This is a genomic window from Clostridium estertheticum, from assembly GCF_011065935.2.
Lineage (GTDB): Bacteria > Bacillota > Clostridia > Clostridiales > Clostridiaceae > Clostridium_AD > Clostridium_AD estertheticum_A.
The window spans coordinates 3,349,669-3,366,422 of sequence record NZ_JAAMNH020000001.1 but is presented as its reverse complement, the minus strand read 5'-3'; the positions used below and the strand labels follow the sequence as shown (position 1 = coordinate 3,366,422).

Here is a 16,754-nt window from a genome sequence, read left to right as displayed (position 1 = left end):
ATTTTTCGCAAAATTCAATTATATAAATTATTCTGATTTAATAATGGTTATTGTTCAATCAGAATAAGCTTTATTGTATATTTTGTCAAGAATATATTAAATAATGTAGAAGTATGCTACTTTATATATATGCAAGATATATGTATAGGAGATGAGCTTAATGAATAAGGAAATTATAAGATTTGGAGTTATTGGCACAAATAATATTACAGATTGGTTCTTAAATGGTGCAGCGCAGGTCAAAGATTTTATTTTAACTGCGGTATATTCAAGAAGTGAAAAAAGTGGAATGGCCTTTGCAGAAAAATATAATGTACAACATGTTTTTACTGACTTAAATGAAATGGCAAAAAGTGATTTAATTGATGCAGTATACATTGCATCGCCAAATGCAGTTCATGCAGAGCAAGCTATAATATTTCTAAACCATAAAAAACATGTATTGTGTGAAAAAGCCTTTGCATCAAATGCAAAACAAGTAATTAACATGATAAATGCAGCAAAAGACAACCAGGTTATTTTAATGGAGGCAATGAAAACAACAGAACTGCCTAGTTTTAAGATTATTAAAGATAATCTACATAGAATAGGGAAGGTAAGAAAATATTTTGCAAGCTATTGTCAGTATTCTTCTCGATATGATAAATATAGGGAAGGAATAGTACTAAATGCATTTAACCAAAAACTATCTAATGGTGGACTAATGGACATTGGTGTTTATTGTATTCATCCCATGATTAATTTATTTGGAAAACCAAAGGAAATAAAAGCAAATGCACTAATTTTAGAATCTGGTGTTGATGGAGAAGGTAGCATTATATTTAAGTATGATGGAATGGATGCTATAGCAATGTATTCAAAAATAACAAATTCAAATTTGTATTCTGAGATTCAAGGAGAAGATGGAAATATAATAATTGAAAACATTAATAAATTTGAAAAGGTAAAAATAGTTTTTAGAGATGGAAAAGAAGAAGATCTAACACAATTTCATAATGAACATGATATGTGCTATGAAATACAAACCTTTATTACCATGATTAAAAAAGGTGACATAGAAGGCAGTTCCAAGTTATTACAAACTTCTAAGTGGGTAATGGAAACAATGGATGAAACAAGAAAACAAATAGGTTTGTTTTTTCCAGCAGACTTGCTGTAAAATAAAAATCACTCATTTGTTACTACATTAATTAAGAAGCCTATATGAATATTTATGGTTAAATGATACAATATTCGAATAAATCATTTATCAATAATTTATTATTTAAGGGAGTGAATTGAATGGCTGTTGATATTTATATTAATTTTAACGGAAACTGTCGTGAAGCAGTAGATTTTTACGCAAAGGTTTTTGAAACAAAAGAACCACAAATTATGAGGTTTGGAGATGCGCCACCTAACCCAGAATATCCTCTACCAGAAAAGGCAAAAGAATTAGTAATGCACACACAGCTTAATATTAATGGAAGCAATGTTATGTTTTCTGATGTTTTTCCTGGTAGCCCTTATGTTGCAGGAAACAACATAAGCCTTACAGTGGTAAGCAAGGACATGGATGAAATTAGATCACTGTTTAATAAACTTAAAGATGGTGGAACTGTAGGCATGGATCTTCAAGAAACGTTTTGGAGCAAATGCTACGGCAGTCTGACAGATAAGTTTGGCACTATATGGCAATTAAGCTATGACAATGGAGAAATTTAATTTTTCTTGGGATATGTCGTATTTCTATATAATATAAAAAAGTAAAGATTAAATTTAATTATGCCTCATAGGATAACAGCTAAACTGTAAACCTGTGAGGCATATTTCGTTATTTTTGCCACTTGCCACGTGGATGGCACCAGGCATCTAATAATATTTAGAAACCTGGGTACAATATATAATAAGAGGTGATTTTATGAAAATCAAGGTAGCATTGATTTTATTTTTAGGTGTGTGTATCATAGGATTCCATGGTATAGCACAAGGATTATCTACGGTAAACGCCATGAATATGCCACAAAAACAATCTATAAGAGCTCAACAAAGCCATTTGAAAATTATAAATGCTGTATCCGCTGTTAAGCATGGAGGAACTGGTATTATAACAATACAGGGAACGCCCAATACACTATACAATATAAGGACTTCATATAAGATAGAAAATAAAACAGTTTCAGTCATTCAATGGCGTACTACGGATGGAACAGGAGTAGCTACATTTAATTGGATTGTTGGCAATGATACTATTGCTGGAACGTATTCTGCCACAATATCTGGTGGTGGAGATATACTTAATACAAAGCACACAGTTCTTGAATATTAATTTATAAAAGCCACATTTATCTGCAAAAATAATTGCATATGATTGTGGTTTTTGCTATTTATGGGGAGTATGTTACAATGATAGTTAGAGCATTTAATATTGGATGTTTCTGAAAGTGAAAAGACTACAATGTGGGTGAAGTTGTAGATTTTAATATGAACTATGCTTGTTTACTACAGGCTTCCACATCCACATATGTTATAAAATACTATATAGATTAGGTTTTAAAAATAAAGTGTTATCTAAAATGGAAAAAATAGGAGGAGATTGATTTATGATTGATTCGCACATACACACAGAGTTTTCTGCAGACTCTGAAATGAAGCTTTATAACGGGTTGGAACATTCCAGAAAGATCGGTTTAGGAATGACCATTACAGAACATTTAGATTTAAAATTTCCAACAGGTACAGATTTTGCTTTTGATATTGATAAATATTTTAATGAATATGGGAAATATAAAAGTAGTAATTTCATGCTTGGAATTGAAATTGGTATGCAAGAGATTTGTTTAGAGGAAAATAGAACGATAATAAATAAATATCCTTTTGACTATATAATAGGATCAATACATGCATCTAATGGTGCAGATATTTTTAATCCCAAAACTTATCAAGGTAAAACTAAAAAAGAAGTTTTTGAACAATATTTTTCAAGTATGGTGGATTGCGTAAAACAGTATGACTTTATTGATAGTTTAGGGCATATTGACTATATATCCAGATATGCTACATATAATGATAATGAAATACATTACCATGAATTTAAGGAATATATAGATGAGGTGATCAAGGTCATAGTATATAATGAAAAAGTAATGGAGATTAATACTAGAAGACTTAACAATGTGGATGCATATAATAATTTAATTGATGTTTATAGTGCATATAAACAACTAGGTGGAAAATATGTAACTATAGGTTCCGATGCCCATCATGCGGAGGATATTGGTAACAACTTTATGTTAGCTAATAGAATATGTGAGATATGCAACTTGAAACCTGTGTATTTTAAGAATAGAAAAATGGAGCTTATGTCCTTATTTTAAAATCTATCTAAGGCACCTTCAAATAAAATATAATCATGTTAAATATTTACAAATCATACAATGATTAAATTCTATATAAACTTGAAAGATGGGTGAAGTATTATGTTAAGACGTACAATCTCAAATAAGATGTTGCAAAGTAACCCTTATGAAAAATGGAATCAATTTGTTGATTTACTCGCAATGGAAGATTATGCTGACCTAACTGATATTCAAAAGGTTGCACACCTTTGTTATTGGTATGATTCAGAGGTACAAAATGGAGGGCATTTGCAGTATTTTGAGAATAGAGGTATTTTGTTAGTAAATGAAACAGCACTGGCACTTACAAAACTTGGAGCACAATCACAAACCAATATACTGTCAAAAGCAATAATTATTTTAACCACTAAAGGAATATCCAATATACAAAGCCTTGAAGAGTATATAGATGAAGCACTTGAAGGAAAATTTGATGAACTTGATTCAGAGTACTATAACTGTGAACCCACAATAGACGATTTACTTGAGAAATATTTAGAGAAGTATGAGGAAGAATTTATTATAAGAGCCTAACACATAATCCACAATTTTTATAAAACGTTACTTAAGAGAAGCCCAAAAGGGCTTCTCAAAAATTGTCATATTATCAACACATTTCTTAAACATAGCCTAATAATAAAACTGACCAATGAATACTCAATTAAACTACTTAACTAAATTTTTAATATGCCAACCTTTGGTAATTTATCAAGTATTTTTGAAGAACCATGGCAAGTCATAAAATTTTCAGTGGTGTCAACTCCAGCAGATACACCAAAATGAACACCACCCTCCCAAGATATTAATTCTCTTAGGTCATAGACTATTCCATTTATCGCTACATAGGGTGGATTACCACTAATACCATTATATTTTGCTAACTCAGCTAATGTGAATTCCTGTTGTCTAATATTTCTATTTTCATAGGAAGGCTTAATTGGAAATTCTGAATCCTTTTGTAATAAAACACATATTTCACGGAGCTTTTTATTAAGCGAATTTTTATAAAAAATTTCATCATCAAATGTATTTGTATACATCATATTGTATTTACAATATTCGGCCTCTTTATAAATTTCATACATATATTGGTCCATATTAATATACATTTTAAATTCCCCCTTTTCATTTACAATAACTTTAGTCTAATTTTTTCTTTAAATTACTTTTTAATAAAGTATATGATTGTAAAGTATATGATTGTAGGGGACAGTTAATAATCACTTATTGTATTACTTATAATTAATTTTTAATAGTTGTTAACTGCCCCCAGTTAATGTTAATATTAAGTTACTAGTATACTTTTGAATTAAGGAGAACAAAATGGGAAATAGCCAGTTAGTTAATCAAGTTATGGTATTATTTATTATTATAATGGTAGGTTTTTATGCTAAGAAAAAGAAGTTTCTAAATAATACAGTTGATAGAGGTCTGTCAGAATTATTAATAAATATAACCCTGCCCTTTATGATAGTTACATCATTTAATATCAAATACGAAGCAGAGATGGTTAATAATGCTCAAAAAATTTTAATGTATTCTTTATTAATACACATAGGTTTAATATTCATTAGCAAGATGCTTTTCTTTAAGTTTCCTAAGAACAAACAGCAGGTATTCAGGTTTATAACAATTTTTTGCAATGTAGGTTTTATGGGTTACCCAGTGCTTGAAAGTATTTATGGTGGGATAGGTGTTTTTTATGCAGCAATATTCAATATTCCTTTTAACATTTTATTGTGGACAGTAGGGGTGATGCTATTCACAGGAGAAAAAGATTTTAAATCCATGAGGAAAGCAGTAGCAAATCCAGCACTTATAGCAGTATTTATAGGTATAATTTTATTTGCGTTTTCAATAAAATTACCACTGCCTATTGCAAATTCTCTAAAATTAGTCGGATCTACCACAACACCAATATCTATGATAATTATTGGTTCAATGCTAGCTGAAATGCAATTCAAGAATATTTTTTCTGACATTTCTATATACTATGCTACAGTAGTTAGACTTTTAGTAGTTCCAATGATTGTTTATGGAGTGTTAAAACTTTTAAAGGTAGATACACTGTTACTAAATATATGTGTTATACTGCAAGGTATGCCGGCAGCAGTAATGGCTCCAATAATTGCTGAAAAATACAGTGGTGACAGTTTACTCGCTTCACAGTGTGTATTTATAAGCACAATAGTTTCTGGAATAACAATACCTATAGTAATATTATTTTTATAGAATAATTGAATTAAGCACTATACAAACAAGTTCACTAAATATTGAATGGAGGTTTTATAGATGAAAGTTAATTTTACGGAGCATTTAGAAAAAGGTATGGAGTTTTTACATACTCAAGGAGCATTCTTAACAGTGAAATCTGGTGACAAGGTTAATACCATGACTATAAGCTGGGGAAATGTAGGTTACGAATGGAATAGGCCTATATTTACGGTTTTGGTAAGGAAATCAAGATACACTTATGAGCTTATAGAGAATTCAGATAATTTTACTGTGAGTATACCATTGAGCCGCAATTTGAAAAATGCATTAGCAGTATGTGGAAGTAAATCAGGTAGGGACATTGACAAATTTAAGGAGTGTAATTTAACCATAGAGAAAAGTAAAAATGTAGATACTCCAATAATTGGTGATTGTGAACTTCATTATGAATGTAAAATTGTATATAAACAAGAGATGAATCCTGAGCTTCTATCAAAAGATATTGTAGACAGCTCTTATAAAACAGGAGATTACCATACTTTATATTATGGAGAAATAGTAGAAACTTATATTAAGTAGAAGAATACTCATAGAAATATTAATAAAAAAGCAAATTTAATATAAGCCTCAAATAAAAATAGTACGCAGTAGATAATGTGTACCATTTTTATTTGGGGCTGAATAGTTATAGGAATTATTTATCGAAAAGAGTTTTTTTCATATTATTATATTTCAAAATATAATAATCCCTTTTTAATGAAATTTTATTTAGCGCATAAGCTAATATATCAATTTCCGAGTAACTATTATATAGACCAAAACTGATTCTAACCATGCCTGGACGGTATAAATCAGGATTTGCTATGCGATTATGTGCAAATTCACTAGAAATATTTAATAACTTAGCTAGGTAGGGCTGTGCACAAAAGCACCCGCTCCTCACTGATATGCCCCATTCATAGGAAAGGATTTTTGCAACTGTAGCATGGTGAATTCCATCAATATTAAAGGGTATTATACTAACTCTGTCAGCCTCTTTAGAAGTATCACAATAGATTTTTAAATTTGGAATATTTTTTATTTGAGCAATGGCATAAGCAGTCAATTTCTTTTCAATATGCTCTACATTTTCCATGCCAATTTTACTTAAGGTCTTAATAGCTGATGCCAGGGCTATACTCCCTATAACATTCGGAGAGCCAGCCTCATGCCTCTCTGGAGAAGCATTCCACTTTATAAAATCATGAGTTACAATATCTACTGTTCCACCGCCTACCAAATCAGGGTCACAAGTATCTAAAATAACTTTTGGTCCAATTAATACTCCTGTGCCAAAAGGGGCATACATTTTATGGGCAGAGAAGATTAAAAAATCTATATTATATTCCGTATTCTCATTATTCATAATAAAAGGTGCGTGAGGTACTAATTGTGCGCCATCTACAAGTAGTTTTGAACCGAATTTATGAACTAATTTAGCTACATTATAAATGGGGTTTTTATAGCCAGTTATATTTGAAGCACCTGTAATTGTAACTAGTTTTACATTATTATTATATTTATTTAACTTAGCTTCTAAATCCTCTAAAGATAGCCTGCCAGCTTCATCTATAGATATATAGTCTACAATAAATTTATCTCTCCAAGGTAAGTCATTGGAGTGATGCTCCATATCGGTTGTCAGAATTACTTTTTTTTCATAAGGATCATATAATAAGTTTGAAAGCTTGTTAAATGCTTCAGTGGAATTTTTAACATAAATAACTGTATTATTAGAATCAGCATTAACAAATTCGCTGACAATATTTCTAGAATCCTCATATAATCTAGTAGTAAGTTGAGACTTATATCCTTCCCCCCGATGAATGGAGGAATACCACGGAGCAAAATCAGCAATAGCTTTCATAACAGATTTAAAGGGTGGTGTAGTCGCTGCATTATCAAAATTAATTGCGGTAACGCTTTTTCCAGATATAAGAGGTACCTTTTTGTTTACCCCAAGGACCAAATCTCTGTAGCTTGGACTAATATCTTTAAAAGACATAATACTCCTCCTCGTAAAATTATTCACAGTATATAGTATTAGTTTTACGTGGAAACGGTGACTAGAAAGAAATCCTAAAGTCATGAAATGGAGAGTAAAGACTTTAGGAGTAATTATTAATAATATACCTAAAACATGGATCTTGGTTATTAACGTAATTTTCTATAGTGAGAGCTATATTGACATCCGGTAAAAGTGATGGCATTTTATCATCTTCAATAATTTTGTAATATTTAGTAGAATAATAAACTGTAAGCCCGGAATTTTTCAAAGTAAATTTTTGCAACTCGCCATAGCAATTGGGCTTTCCACCGGTGGGCTCACCTAAAAATATTGCTGATGTATTTTCTTTTAATAAAAAAGCATTTATTAGGGCAGAAGAAAAGGTCTCTCGTCCTATTATTACAAAAAGCTTACCAGTTTTATTGATTTTAACGCAATTTTTTATATCCTCAATAAAGGGATCTAATAATGAGGAATTGCCACCAAAGTTGTTTCTCACATCAATTATGAGTTTTTCTACTGCGTGTTCTTCAATAAACTGGATGAGTTTCTTGCAAAAGGTAAACACATCAGTAGGCAACATGTCCTTGCAAGCGTTATATTTAAAGTACACAATGTTAGAAATATCTATATATTCGAACCAGTAATTCTTGTGGCTATTTCTTCTATAAAGAGGTAAATTATTGATATACTCTAAATCATTATTAATTAAACTGCTATTTTCTCTACATTCTCTAAGAGGTAGCGATTTTATTTCTAAAATTCTTGCTTTCTTATTTTTATCTTCAAAGGTTAATTCTAAACTATCAATATCATTAACAATTCCCAAATCATATAATAATTCAATTGCAGGGAGGTACTTAGGCAGTTGCGATTTAAGGTAGGTTTCATTTTCATAGGAAATAATGAAGCTTAAACTATTAATAACTTCTTCTATATCAATTTTATTTAATTTTGTTATTTTACAATATAGTATTTCCTTGTACTGCTTATGGGCTACTATTACGTAGATTCCATCAGAAAACCAATACAATTCTAAGGGAAGCAGGAGATTAACTTTTAAGGGTACAGAGGTGTGGGCATCCTTAATGGAGGCAACAATTTTCGCGATTTGCAATTTTATTTCATAGTCGTTGAAACAGTCAATGTTCATTTTTAAACTAGCTATTTCATTGAAAAAATCCTCTTTACTCTTTTGAAAAAATAAATTTTTATGTTTTAGAGGAAGCTCTGAAGATAAGAAATTAATATCCTCTAACCATCTGGTGTTCCTATTCGAATCCATATATTAATCCCCTTTGTTTAGTCTTATACCTATTAGTATCCAACAAAAAGTAATATATTTGTGGGATACTAATAGTTTTTGTGAGACCTTGATTTATGCATTAATTATTTCGTAAACCCCTTCAAAATCAACAGTTGTTTGATCACCAGTAAGCATATTTTTTATTGTGGCTGTTTTACTTTTCGATTCTTTTTCACCCATTAGGATTACAAAGGGAATACCTAATTTATCCGCATAACCAAGTTTCTTTACTAACTTCGAGTCCTCAAGATATATTTCTGTGATTACTCCCTTATCCCTTAAAAAATTTGCAAGAGAAATTCCATAATCAATATTATTATCAAGTGGTATTACTAGCACTTTTGTTATAGATTTATTCGTATCATTTTTAAAGAATCCAGCTTCATTTAATTGATAAAATAATCTAGTAAGGCCGATTGATATACCTACTCCAGGTAGTTTTTGTTTTGTATAATATTCTGCTAAATTATCATAGCGTCCACCCGAACACACAGATCCAATAGAAGGGTATTCATTTAAAAATGTCTCATAAACTGTTCCTGTGTAATAATCAAGACCTCTGGTTATTTTCAAATCTATTTTAAAATTATCATCAGGGACTCCAAACAATTTTACATATTTAGTAACTAGTGAAATCTCATCAACACCATCTTTAAAGTTTGCATTAGAAATATTAAAATTCTTTAATAATGTTAAAATATCCTGATTGCTTCCACTTATATTAATAAATTCAAAGATTTTTTCTACAATTTCATCACTTAAGCCACAACTTAATAGCTCCAACCTGGCATTTGATGCCCCGATTTTATCAAGCTTATCAATAACCCTTAAGACCTCTGCGATATCTTGAATTTCAAGTGCTTCAAAAAATCCATTTAATAGTTTTCTATTGTTTATTTTTATGGTGAAATCCTGAAAGCCAAGGTTATTGAATACTGAATAAATAATACTAGGAATTTCTGCATCATTCAAAATATTTAATTTGTTGTTTCCAACAATATCAATATCGCATTGGTAAAATTCACGGAAGCGACCCTTTTGATTTCTCTCTCCTCTATAAACTTTACCAATTTGATATCTTCTAAAAGGGAAAGTTAAAGAACTATAATTTTGAGCCACATACCTGGCTAAGGGTACAGTTAAATCAAATCTAAGAGATAAATCAGTACTACCCTTTAAAAATCTGTAAATTTGCTTTTCAGTTTCTCCTCCTCCTTTTGCCAGTAGAATTTCTGATTTCTCTATTACTGGTGTATCTATGGGCATAAATCCAAAGCGTTCATAAGTCTTCCTTATTGTATCTGCTAGTCTGTTAAACTGAATTTGATCTCCTGGCAGTAACTCCATAAAGCCCGGCAAAATAGATGGTTTTATAATATCAACTTTCATTTTTATTACCTCCTATAAAAATATAAAAAGCCCTAGCGTATGTGATGTAAATACGTGAGGGATATTCCTTCAAATCGTTTTTTAAATTATACTATACATAATTAATTCCTTCAACAATTACTACAAATTTCTTTAATGTAAACATTTGTTTAAATATAAAAGATGAAATAAATATAACTATAATATATAATTTTGAGCATTATGGATGTATAGGCAGATTAGTAATGAACAATTCAATAATTTAGCTTATAAATGGAAATTATAATAAAAAATCAAGATATTTATAGTTGACACGATTACTAGGATTTGATATTATGGGTTTAGAAAGTATAGTAAAACACTCTACTTTAAAGGAGTGATTATATGAAATTATCTACTAAGGGAAGATATGGTGTTAAAGCTATGGTAGATTTAGCTATAAATTATGGCGAACAACCTATATCTATAAAAAGTATTTCCGAAAGACAGAGTATTTCAGAATATTATTTAGAACAATTATTTTCTTCTCTTAGACGCGCCAAACTTATTAAAAGTATTAGGGGAGCTCAAGGTGGTTATATACTAAATAGAGCACCAGAGGAAATAACTATATATGACGTTATTAACGTGCTTGAAGGTCCAATTGAAATCTCGGATTGCCTTGAAGATGGCTCCTGCAATAAAGTTGATTGCTGTGCTACCAGATTATTATGGAAAAAAATAAAAAACAGTATAGATAGTGTAACATCCTCAATAACTTTAAAAGATATTGTTGATGATTATAATGAAATAACATTAAATAAAGGAGTGAAACATGATGAATAAATCAATTTACATGGACCATGCTGCAACCACTTATACTAAACCAGAAGTTTTGGAAGAGATGATTCCTTATTTCACAACATACTTTGGAAATCCATCTTCAATTTATACTCTAGCAAGAGAAACTAAAAAAGCCATTGACATTGCAAGAGACAAGATTGCAAAAGCTATAAATGCTAGTGAAAATGAAATTTTCTTTACTGGTGGAGGATCAGAAGCAGATAACTGGGCAATAAAAGGAATAGCTTCTGCTTATAAGCAAAAGGGAAATCATATAATAACAACTACCATTGAACATCATGCTGTATTACATACTTGTGAATATTTAGCTAAAAATGGATATGAAATCACATATTTACCAGTTGATGAATTTGGTCTCATTAATATGAAAGATTTAGAAAACGCTATTACAGATAAAACTATTTTAGTATCAATAATGTTTGCTAATAATGAAATTGGAACAATAGAACCAATAAAAGAAATAGGAGCATTATGCAGAAGTAAGAAAATATTTTTCCATACAGATGCAGTTCAAGCTGTAGGACATATTCCAGTAGACGTAAAAGAAATGAATATAGATTTATTATCAATCGCTGCTCACAAATTTTATGGTCCTAAAGGCGTTGGAGCATTATATGTAAAAAAAGGTATTAAAATAGATAATTTAATACATGGTGGTGGACAAGAAAGAAATAGAAGAGCTGGTACTGAAAATGTGGCTGGCATAGTAGGATTTGGTAAAGCTCTTGAAATAGCAACTCAAAACATGGAAGAAAACAATAAAAAGCTGATTTATTTAAGAGATAAACTTATGAATGGATTATTAGAAATACCATATACAAGATTAAATGGACCAAGAGGAGAAAACAGACTTCCTGGTAATTCAAATATTTGCTTTAGATTTATAGAAGGCGAATCTATACTACTTATGTTAGATGCGAGTGGTATAGCAGCTTCTAGTGGAAGTGCATGTACATCTGGTTCTTTAGATCCATCTCATGTGTTACTAGCAATAGGTCTTGAACATGAAATAGCTCACGGATCCCTAAGATTATCTTTAGGTGATGAAACCACTGAAGAAGAAGTAGATTTTGTATTAGAAGTAGTGCCAAAAATTATTGAAAGACTAAGATATATGTCACCATTATATGATGACTTCTTAAAGAAAGGGGAAAAATAATATGATATACAGTGAAAAAGTTATGGACCATTTTACAAACCCAAGAAATGTAGGAGAAATTGAAAATGCTAGCGGAATTGGTGAAGTTGGTAACGCTAAATGTGGAGATATTATGAAGGTCTATTTAAAAGTCGAGGATAATATAGTAATAGATGCAAAGTTTAAAACTTTTGGTTGTGGATCTGCGATAGCGTCTTCAAGTATGGCTACTGAACTAATTAAAGGTAAATCAGTAGATGATGCATGGACATTAACAAACCAAGCTGTTGCTGAAGCCTTAGATGGACTTCCCCCAATAAAAATGCATTGCTCGGTACTAGCTGAAGAAGCTATTCACAAAGCAATTAACGATTATAGAAGCAAAGCTGGACTTGAAGTATGGGATTACACAGAACACGATGATATACACGCCGAGGTGCACGGAGAATAGGGGATATTAGATGAAAAAAAAAGTAGTTATTGGTATGAGTGGAGGAGTTGATAGCTCGGTAGCTGCCTATCTTTTGAAAGAACAAGGCTACGAAGTTATAGGAATTATGATGAAACTCTCTGAGGATAATCCTGATTATGAAGAAAATGAAGGCGGGTGTTGTTCTATTTCTGCTGCAAATGATGCAAGACGTGTTGCAGATGTACTAGATATTCCCTTTTACGTTATGAATTTCAAAGATGCTTTTAAAATTAATGTTATTGATAACTTTATTGATGAATATATGGAAGGTAGAACCCCTAATCCTTGTATCGTATGTAATAAGGATATTAAGTTTAAAGAATTTTTAAGAAAAGCAGAAGCCCTTGGCGCCGATTATATAGCTACGGGTCACTATGCTAAAATTGAAAAGCAAGAAGATAGATATGTTCTTAAAAAAGCAGATGATAATCATAAAGACCAAACTTATGCTCTGTATAGTTTAACTCAAGATCAATTAAGTCACACTTTGATGCCTTGTGGAGACTATACTAAGCCAGAAATACGTAATATAGCAGAGAGAATTGGGCTAGAAGTTTTCAGGAAAAAAGATAGCCAAGAAATTTGTTTTATACCTGATAATGACCATGGAGCTTATATTAAGAAGTATAGCGGTAGGGAAATAAAATCAGGTAACTTTGTTGATAAGAAGGGAAAAATTTTAGGTACACACAAAGGAATAGTGTACTATACTATAGGTCAACGAAAAGGGCTAGGTATAGCGCTAGGTAAACCTGTTTTTGTTACTGATATTAATCCGCTAACTAACCAAGTGGTTTTAGGTGACGAAGAGGATATTTTAAAAACTGAGCTTATAGCAAAAGATATAAATTTCATTCTATTTGATAAACTGAAGTCAAGTTTAAGAGTTTCAGCTAAAATTAGATATTCTGCAAAACCAGAACTCGCTACTTTAATTCCCTTAGAAAACGATAGGATAAAGCTTGTTTTTGATGACAAGCAAAGAGCTATAACCAAAGGCCAATCAGTAGTTTTCTATTTGGAAAACCTAGTAGTCGGTGGAGGTATAATAGAGGAAGTTTTATAAATGCATAGCACATTCAAATAAACAACAAGCAAATATACTAGCATACTGACTTGTTATTTATTTGAATGTGCTTTTTATAAAAAAAATTTCTTTGGTGGATAATTTAAGCAGAGGGATATCTATGTTAAAAACTAGGTATCCCTCTGTATTTATATGGAGAAAAGGAGAATAATTATGATGTATAGTGATAAGGTTATGGAGCATTTTTATAGCCCAAGAAACGTTGGAATACTAGGTGATGCTAACGGAATCGGAGAGGCAGGAGACCCTAATTGCGGGGATATAATGAAAATCTATATAAAAGTTGAAAATAATATAATAAAGAGTGTTAAGTTTAAAGCTTTTGGTTGTGGGTCCGCCATAGCGTCTTCTAGCATAGCTACAGAGCTTATTAAGGGCAAAACCACAGATGAGGCATGGAAACTAACCAACAAATCAGTTATTGAAGCCTTGGAAGGATTACCTACATCAAAAGTGCATTGCTCAGTGCTTGCAGAACAAACTATACATAATGCAATAAATAATTATAGAGAGTCACAAAAGCTTGAGCTTTGGAAAGATAATTTAAAATAAATATTTTTAACAAACTAAAAATTTTTTCTTAGAGGATGTTATAACGAAAAGTATATATCGCTAGGAATGCGTTCACGTCGCTAAGTAATTCTAAAATTTATATTATTTTCAGGTGCTAAAAATCGCAAACTCGCTTTGCTCAAACATGCGTTTTTCTTCACGCACCTGAAAATAATATAAATTATGAATTACTATGGCTTGTTCAAACGCATTCTACGCGATATATACTTTTGTTAGCATCCTCTAAGAAAAAAGAAAAATTAGAAAACAAATAGAGATTATAATAATTGAACCCTGTAATGTATTTACATGTTTTTAAATTTTTGTATTGATTTTAAATTTATGTTGTACTATAATGTAAAATAATACTAAAAAAACAATATAAGTAATTGCGATGATAAGAAGAGTAAGTAAATAAATTCTTTTAAAGAGAGCTCCTGTAGCTGAAATGGAGCAAAGAATTATTTAGTGAAACAAGCCTTTGAGCTTCACGCCGAATCTTTCTAAAGTGGAGGTAGTGACGTATGTTCACGTTATAGAACTAGAGTATAAGTATAAATAATACCGTACTTGAAAAGGTCAATATGGTAACATATTAACGAACTAGGGTGGCATCACGAATATTGCTCTCGTCCCTAAGATTATAAAATCTTGGGGGTGAGGGTTTTTTTTATTTGATTCCATATATTAACAATTAATATAAAACTATTCCCTGCATTATTATCGTAAATATCAAAGTTATATGCCATTTTCGTAGATGCAAAATGTAATTGTAAGGAATCTAGTGTTACTATCAAATAAATGAAAAAAAGGAGTGTATGTAAATGGATAACATCTCGAAGGAAATCATTGACAATTATGTAGATTTTGAAGAAGAAAATAGGCTAAAAGATGATTTTGGACGGTTTGAAAAAGAATACACACAAAAATTAATTTTAGAAAACTGTAAAAATAAAGATATTGAAATTTATGATGTTGGAGGAGCGACTGGTCCATATTCATTTTGGTTGTCGGATTTGGGCTATAATGTACATTTAATTGATATTACACCAAAACATATTGAAATCGCTAATAAAAAAGCTATCAATCATAAACCACTAAGAAGTTGCATTGTTGCAGATGCAAGAAAATTACCTTTTGAAGATAATACAGCAGACTTAATAATGCTTCATGGACCTTTATATCATCTAGCGGACAAAAATGATAGAATAAATGTTCTAAAAGAAGCATATAGAGTCTTAAAAAAAGGAGGGAAACTTCTTGCATTTACAATAACAAGATACGCAGGCATAAATTATGGACTTTCTGAAAGTTTGATTTTTGATAACATCTATTTTTCCGTTATTAAAAATGAAATTCTAACAGGAGTAAGAGATAATAATCCCCCTAAAATAAAATCATTTTTAAAAGCGTATTTTCACTTGCCAGAAGAAATAGAACAAGAGTTAGTAGAAAGTGGTTTTAAACTGGAAAAAACAGTTGGAATACTAGGAACTGCTTGGAATATTAGAGACTTGGGTAAATGTCTAGATAATCCAATAAAGAAAGAAAGACTAATGGAAATTGCAAAACTTATGGAAAATCAGCCAGTGTTGAGTCCCAGAATGATGAGTATAGGAAAAAAACAATAGTTAATGTGCAATAAAAAAAAGAAAACGTCATATAACACTGTGCTTCCAAAATGCCCGGACTAAGATAAAAACTGTCTCAGGCTCAGGTATGTTGGAAACACCTAAACGTTAGTTAGAATTTTAGGTCTTAGAAATTCATTCATACTAATATTACAGGTGAATTTGGAGGTTATTATATGAAATCGGCATTACTAATAATTGATATGCAAAAACTGTTTAAAAGTTTAAAAAATGCAGAGTTTGAGAATATACTTATACCTAATATAGGAAAGGCATTAGATATCGCTAGAAATAAAAATATGACCGTTATACACGTTAGAACAGTATATAAAAAAGATAAGAGTAATTGGCCAAGAGTTAGAATTCATTACGAAAAAATGTGGTGTCAGGAGGACTGCTTAGAAAGTGATTTTATTGATGAATTAACGCCACTAATGGATGAGCTTGTTGTTGACAAAAGTAGATTTAGTAGTTTTTACAATACGAATCTTGAAAACTATTTATATGAAAATAAAATTGAACACATTTATATAGCAGGGTATGCAACAGATGTTTGTATTAGATTTACAGCTGTTGATGCTTATAATAGAGATATTTTAGTTACTATACTAAAGGATTGTGTACTTTCAGAAAGAGAAGAAAATGAACAGGCTATAGAATATCTTAAGTTTTTTACTAAATGTTTAGTATCAACCATAAAAGAAATGGAGAATAATTAG

General features: G+C 30.7%; 18 protein-coding genes and 1 other annotated feature. Of the genes, 14 read left to right on the top strand and 4 right to left on the bottom strand.

Annotated elements, in window-relative coordinates:
* Positions 1–160: 160 nt before the first annotated feature.
* From G9F72_RS16000 to G9F72_RS15980, 5 genes are all read left to right on the top strand, one after another.
* Positions 161–1,159: a Gfo/Idh/MocA family protein gene (locus tag G9F72_RS16000; protein WP_164955646.1), complete on the top strand. Its 999-nt coding sequence runs from the start codon at positions 161–163 to the stop codon at positions 1,157–1,159.
* 122 nt (positions 1,160–1,281) lie between these two features.
* Complete coding sequence (locus G9F72_RS15995) at positions 1,282–1,704, top strand: VOC family protein (RefSeq protein ID WP_164955645.1); 423 nt, start codon at positions 1,282–1,284, stop codon at positions 1,702–1,704.
* Positions 1,705–1,900: 196 nt separating this feature from the next.
* The gene (locus G9F72_RS15990) at positions 1,901–2,308 is read left to right on the top strand and encodes a hypothetical protein (protein ID WP_164955644.1); all 408 of its coding nucleotides are present in this window, start codon (positions 1,901–1,903) and stop codon (positions 2,306–2,308) included.
* Between the two features lie 274 nt (positions 2,309–2,582).
* Positions 2,583–3,356 (top strand): histidinol phosphate phosphatase, encoded by a 774-nt coding sequence (locus G9F72_RS15985; protein ID WP_164955643.1) that lies wholly within the window; start codon positions 2,583–2,585, stop codon positions 3,354–3,356.
* Between the two features lie 102 nt (positions 3,357–3,458).
* The gene (locus tag G9F72_RS15980) at positions 3,459–3,911 is read left to right on the top strand and encodes a DUF4375 domain-containing protein (RefSeq protein ID WP_164955642.1); all 453 of its coding nucleotides are present in this window, start codon (positions 3,459–3,461) and stop codon (positions 3,909–3,911) included.
* 140 nt (positions 3,912–4,051) lie between these two features.
* Here G9F72_RS15980 and G9F72_RS15975 read toward each other — a convergent pair whose 3' ends face one another.
* Positions 4,052–4,486: a cytochrome b5 domain-containing protein gene (locus G9F72_RS15975; RefSeq protein ID WP_224676144.1), complete on the bottom strand. Its 435-nt coding sequence runs from the start codon at positions 4,484–4,486 to the stop codon at positions 4,052–4,054.
* A gap of 214 nt (positions 4,487–4,700) precedes the next feature.
* On the opposite strand from G9F72_RS15975, the gene G9F72_RS15970 reads away from it, so the two are divergent.
* A complete protein-coding gene (locus G9F72_RS15970) occupies positions 4,701–5,609 on the top strand; it encodes an AEC family transporter (protein WP_164955641.1) in 909 nt (302 codons plus the stop codon).
* A gap of 60 nt (positions 5,610–5,669) precedes the next feature.
* Positions 5,670–6,170 carry a flavin reductase family protein gene (locus tag G9F72_RS15965; RefSeq protein WP_164955640.1) on the top strand — a complete coding sequence of 167 codons (501 nt, stop codon included), beginning with the start codon at positions 5,670–5,672 and terminating at the stop codon, positions 6,168–6,170.
* 115 nt (positions 6,171–6,285) lie between these two features.
* Here the strand turns inward: G9F72_RS15965 and G9F72_RS15960 are convergent, their stop codons facing one another.
* The 3 genes from G9F72_RS15960 to hisS all read right to left on the bottom strand — a co-directional run bounded on the left by G9F72_RS15960 (position 6,286) and on the right by hisS (position 10,333).
* Positions 6,286–7,635 carry an aminotransferase class V-fold PLP-dependent enzyme gene (locus tag G9F72_RS15960; RefSeq protein ID WP_164955639.1) on the bottom strand — a complete coding sequence of 450 codons (1,350 nt, stop codon included), beginning with the start codon at positions 7,633–7,635 and terminating at the stop codon, positions 6,286–6,288.
* A 103-nt stretch (positions 7,636–7,738) separates the two neighbouring features.
* On the bottom strand, positions 7,739–8,923 hold the full coding sequence (locus tag G9F72_RS15955) for a S41 family peptidase (protein ID WP_164955638.1): 1,185 nt from the start codon (positions 8,921–8,923) through the stop codon (positions 7,739–7,741).
* Between the two features lie 93 nt (positions 8,924–9,016).
* Entirely contained in the window at positions 9,017–10,333 is a 1,317-nt protein-coding gene (hisS, locus tag G9F72_RS15950; RefSeq protein ID WP_164955637.1) for a histidine--tRNA ligase, read from the bottom strand.
* A gap of 363 nt (positions 10,334–10,696) precedes the next feature.
* On the opposite strand from hisS, the gene G9F72_RS15945 reads away from it, so the two are divergent.
* From G9F72_RS15945 to G9F72_RS15915, 7 genes are all read left to right on the top strand, one after another.
* Entirely contained in the window at positions 10,697–11,137 is a 441-nt protein-coding gene (locus G9F72_RS15945) for an RrF2 family transcriptional regulator (RefSeq protein WP_164955636.1), read from the top strand.
* Entirely contained in the window at positions 11,130–12,314 is a 1,185-nt protein-coding gene (gene nifS, locus G9F72_RS15940; RefSeq protein ID WP_164955635.1) for a cysteine desulfurase NifS, read from the top strand. Before G9F72_RS15945 ends, nifS begins: the two co-directional genes overlap by 8 nt.
* A 1-nt stretch (position 12,315) precedes the next feature.
* Positions 12,316–12,744 (top strand): Fe-S cluster assembly scaffold protein NifU, encoded by a 429-nt coding sequence (nifU, locus tag G9F72_RS15935; protein ID WP_164955634.1) that lies wholly within the window; start codon positions 12,316–12,318, stop codon positions 12,742–12,744.
* Between the two features lie 10 nt (positions 12,745–12,754).
* Positions 12,755–13,831, top strand: a complete 1,077-nt coding sequence (gene mnmA / locus G9F72_RS15930) for a tRNA 2-thiouridine(34) synthase MnmA (RefSeq protein WP_164955633.1) — start codon at positions 12,755–12,757, stop codon at positions 13,829–13,831.
* 174 nt (positions 13,832–14,005) lie between these two features.
* Complete coding sequence (gene nifU, locus G9F72_RS15925) at positions 14,006–14,404, top strand: Fe-S cluster assembly scaffold protein NifU (protein ID WP_164955632.1); 399 nt, start codon at positions 14,006–14,008, stop codon at positions 14,402–14,404.
* 385 nt (positions 14,405–14,789) lie between these two features.
* Positions 14,790–15,044 (top strand) — a binding site (T-box leader).
* Positions 15,045–15,228: 184 nt separating this feature from the next.
* Positions 15,229–16,035, top strand: coding sequence for a class I SAM-dependent methyltransferase (locus G9F72_RS15920; RefSeq protein WP_164955631.1), 807 nt, complete (start codon positions 15,229–15,231; stop codon positions 16,033–16,035).
* A gap of 176 nt (positions 16,036–16,211) precedes the next feature.
* On the top strand, positions 16,212–16,754 hold the full coding sequence (locus tag G9F72_RS15915) for a cysteine hydrolase (RefSeq protein ID WP_164955630.1): 543 nt from the start codon (positions 16,212–16,214) through the stop codon (positions 16,752–16,754).

Bases quoted from the DNA above. Each gene is read 5' to 3' on its own strand.
- G9F72_RS16000 (WP_164955646.1), top strand. From the start codon at position 161: ATGAATAAGGAAATTATAAGATTTGGAGTTATTGGCACAAATAATATT.
- G9F72_RS15995 (WP_164955645.1), top strand. From the start codon at position 1,282: ATGGCTGTTGATATTTATATTAATTTTAACGGAAACTGTCGTGAAGCA.
- G9F72_RS15990 (WP_164955644.1), top strand. From the start codon at position 1,901: ATGAAAATCAAGGTAGCATTGATTTTATTTTTAGGTGTGTGTATCATA.
- G9F72_RS15985 (WP_164955643.1), top strand. From the start codon at position 2,583: ATGATTGATTCGCACATACACACAGAGTTTTCTGCAGACTCTGAAATG.
- G9F72_RS15980 (WP_164955642.1), top strand. From the start codon at position 3,459: ATGTTAAGACGTACAATCTCAAATAAGATGTTGCAAAGTAACCCTTAT.
- G9F72_RS15975 (WP_224676144.1), bottom strand. From the start codon at position 4,486: ATGTATATTAATATGGACCAATATATGTATGAAATTTATAAAGAGGCC.
- G9F72_RS15970 (WP_164955641.1), top strand. From the start codon at position 4,701: ATGGGAAATAGCCAGTTAGTTAATCAAGTTATGGTATTATTTATTATT.
- G9F72_RS15965 (WP_164955640.1), top strand. From the start codon at position 5,670: ATGAAAGTTAATTTTACGGAGCATTTAGAAAAAGGTATGGAGTTTTTA.
- G9F72_RS15960 (WP_164955639.1), bottom strand. From the start codon at position 7,635: ATGTCTTTTAAAGATATTAGTCCAAGCTACAGAGATTTGGTCCTTGGG.
- G9F72_RS15955 (WP_164955638.1), bottom strand. From the start codon at position 8,923: ATGGATTCGAATAGGAACACCAGATGGTTAGAGGATATTAATTTCTTA.
- hisS (WP_164955637.1), bottom strand. From the start codon at position 10,333: ATGAAAGTTGATATTATAAAACCATCTATTTTGCCGGGCTTTATGGAG.
- G9F72_RS15945 (WP_164955636.1), top strand. From the start codon at position 10,697: ATGAAATTATCTACTAAGGGAAGATATGGTGTTAAAGCTATGGTAGAT.
- nifS (WP_164955635.1), top strand. From the start codon at position 11,130: ATGAATAAATCAATTTACATGGACCATGCTGCAACCACTTATACTAAA.
- nifU (WP_164955634.1), top strand. From the start codon at position 12,316: ATGATATACAGTGAAAAAGTTATGGACCATTTTACAAACCCAAGAAAT.
- mnmA (WP_164955633.1), top strand. From the start codon at position 12,755: ATGAAAAAAAAAGTAGTTATTGGTATGAGTGGAGGAGTTGATAGCTCG.
- nifU (WP_164955632.1), top strand. From the start codon at position 14,006: ATGATGTATAGTGATAAGGTTATGGAGCATTTTTATAGCCCAAGAAAC.
- G9F72_RS15920 (WP_164955631.1), top strand. From the start codon at position 15,229: ATGGATAACATCTCGAAGGAAATCATTGACAATTATGTAGATTTTGAA.
- G9F72_RS15915 (WP_164955630.1), top strand. From the start codon at position 16,212: ATGAAATCGGCATTACTAATAATTGATATGCAAAAACTGTTTAAAAGT.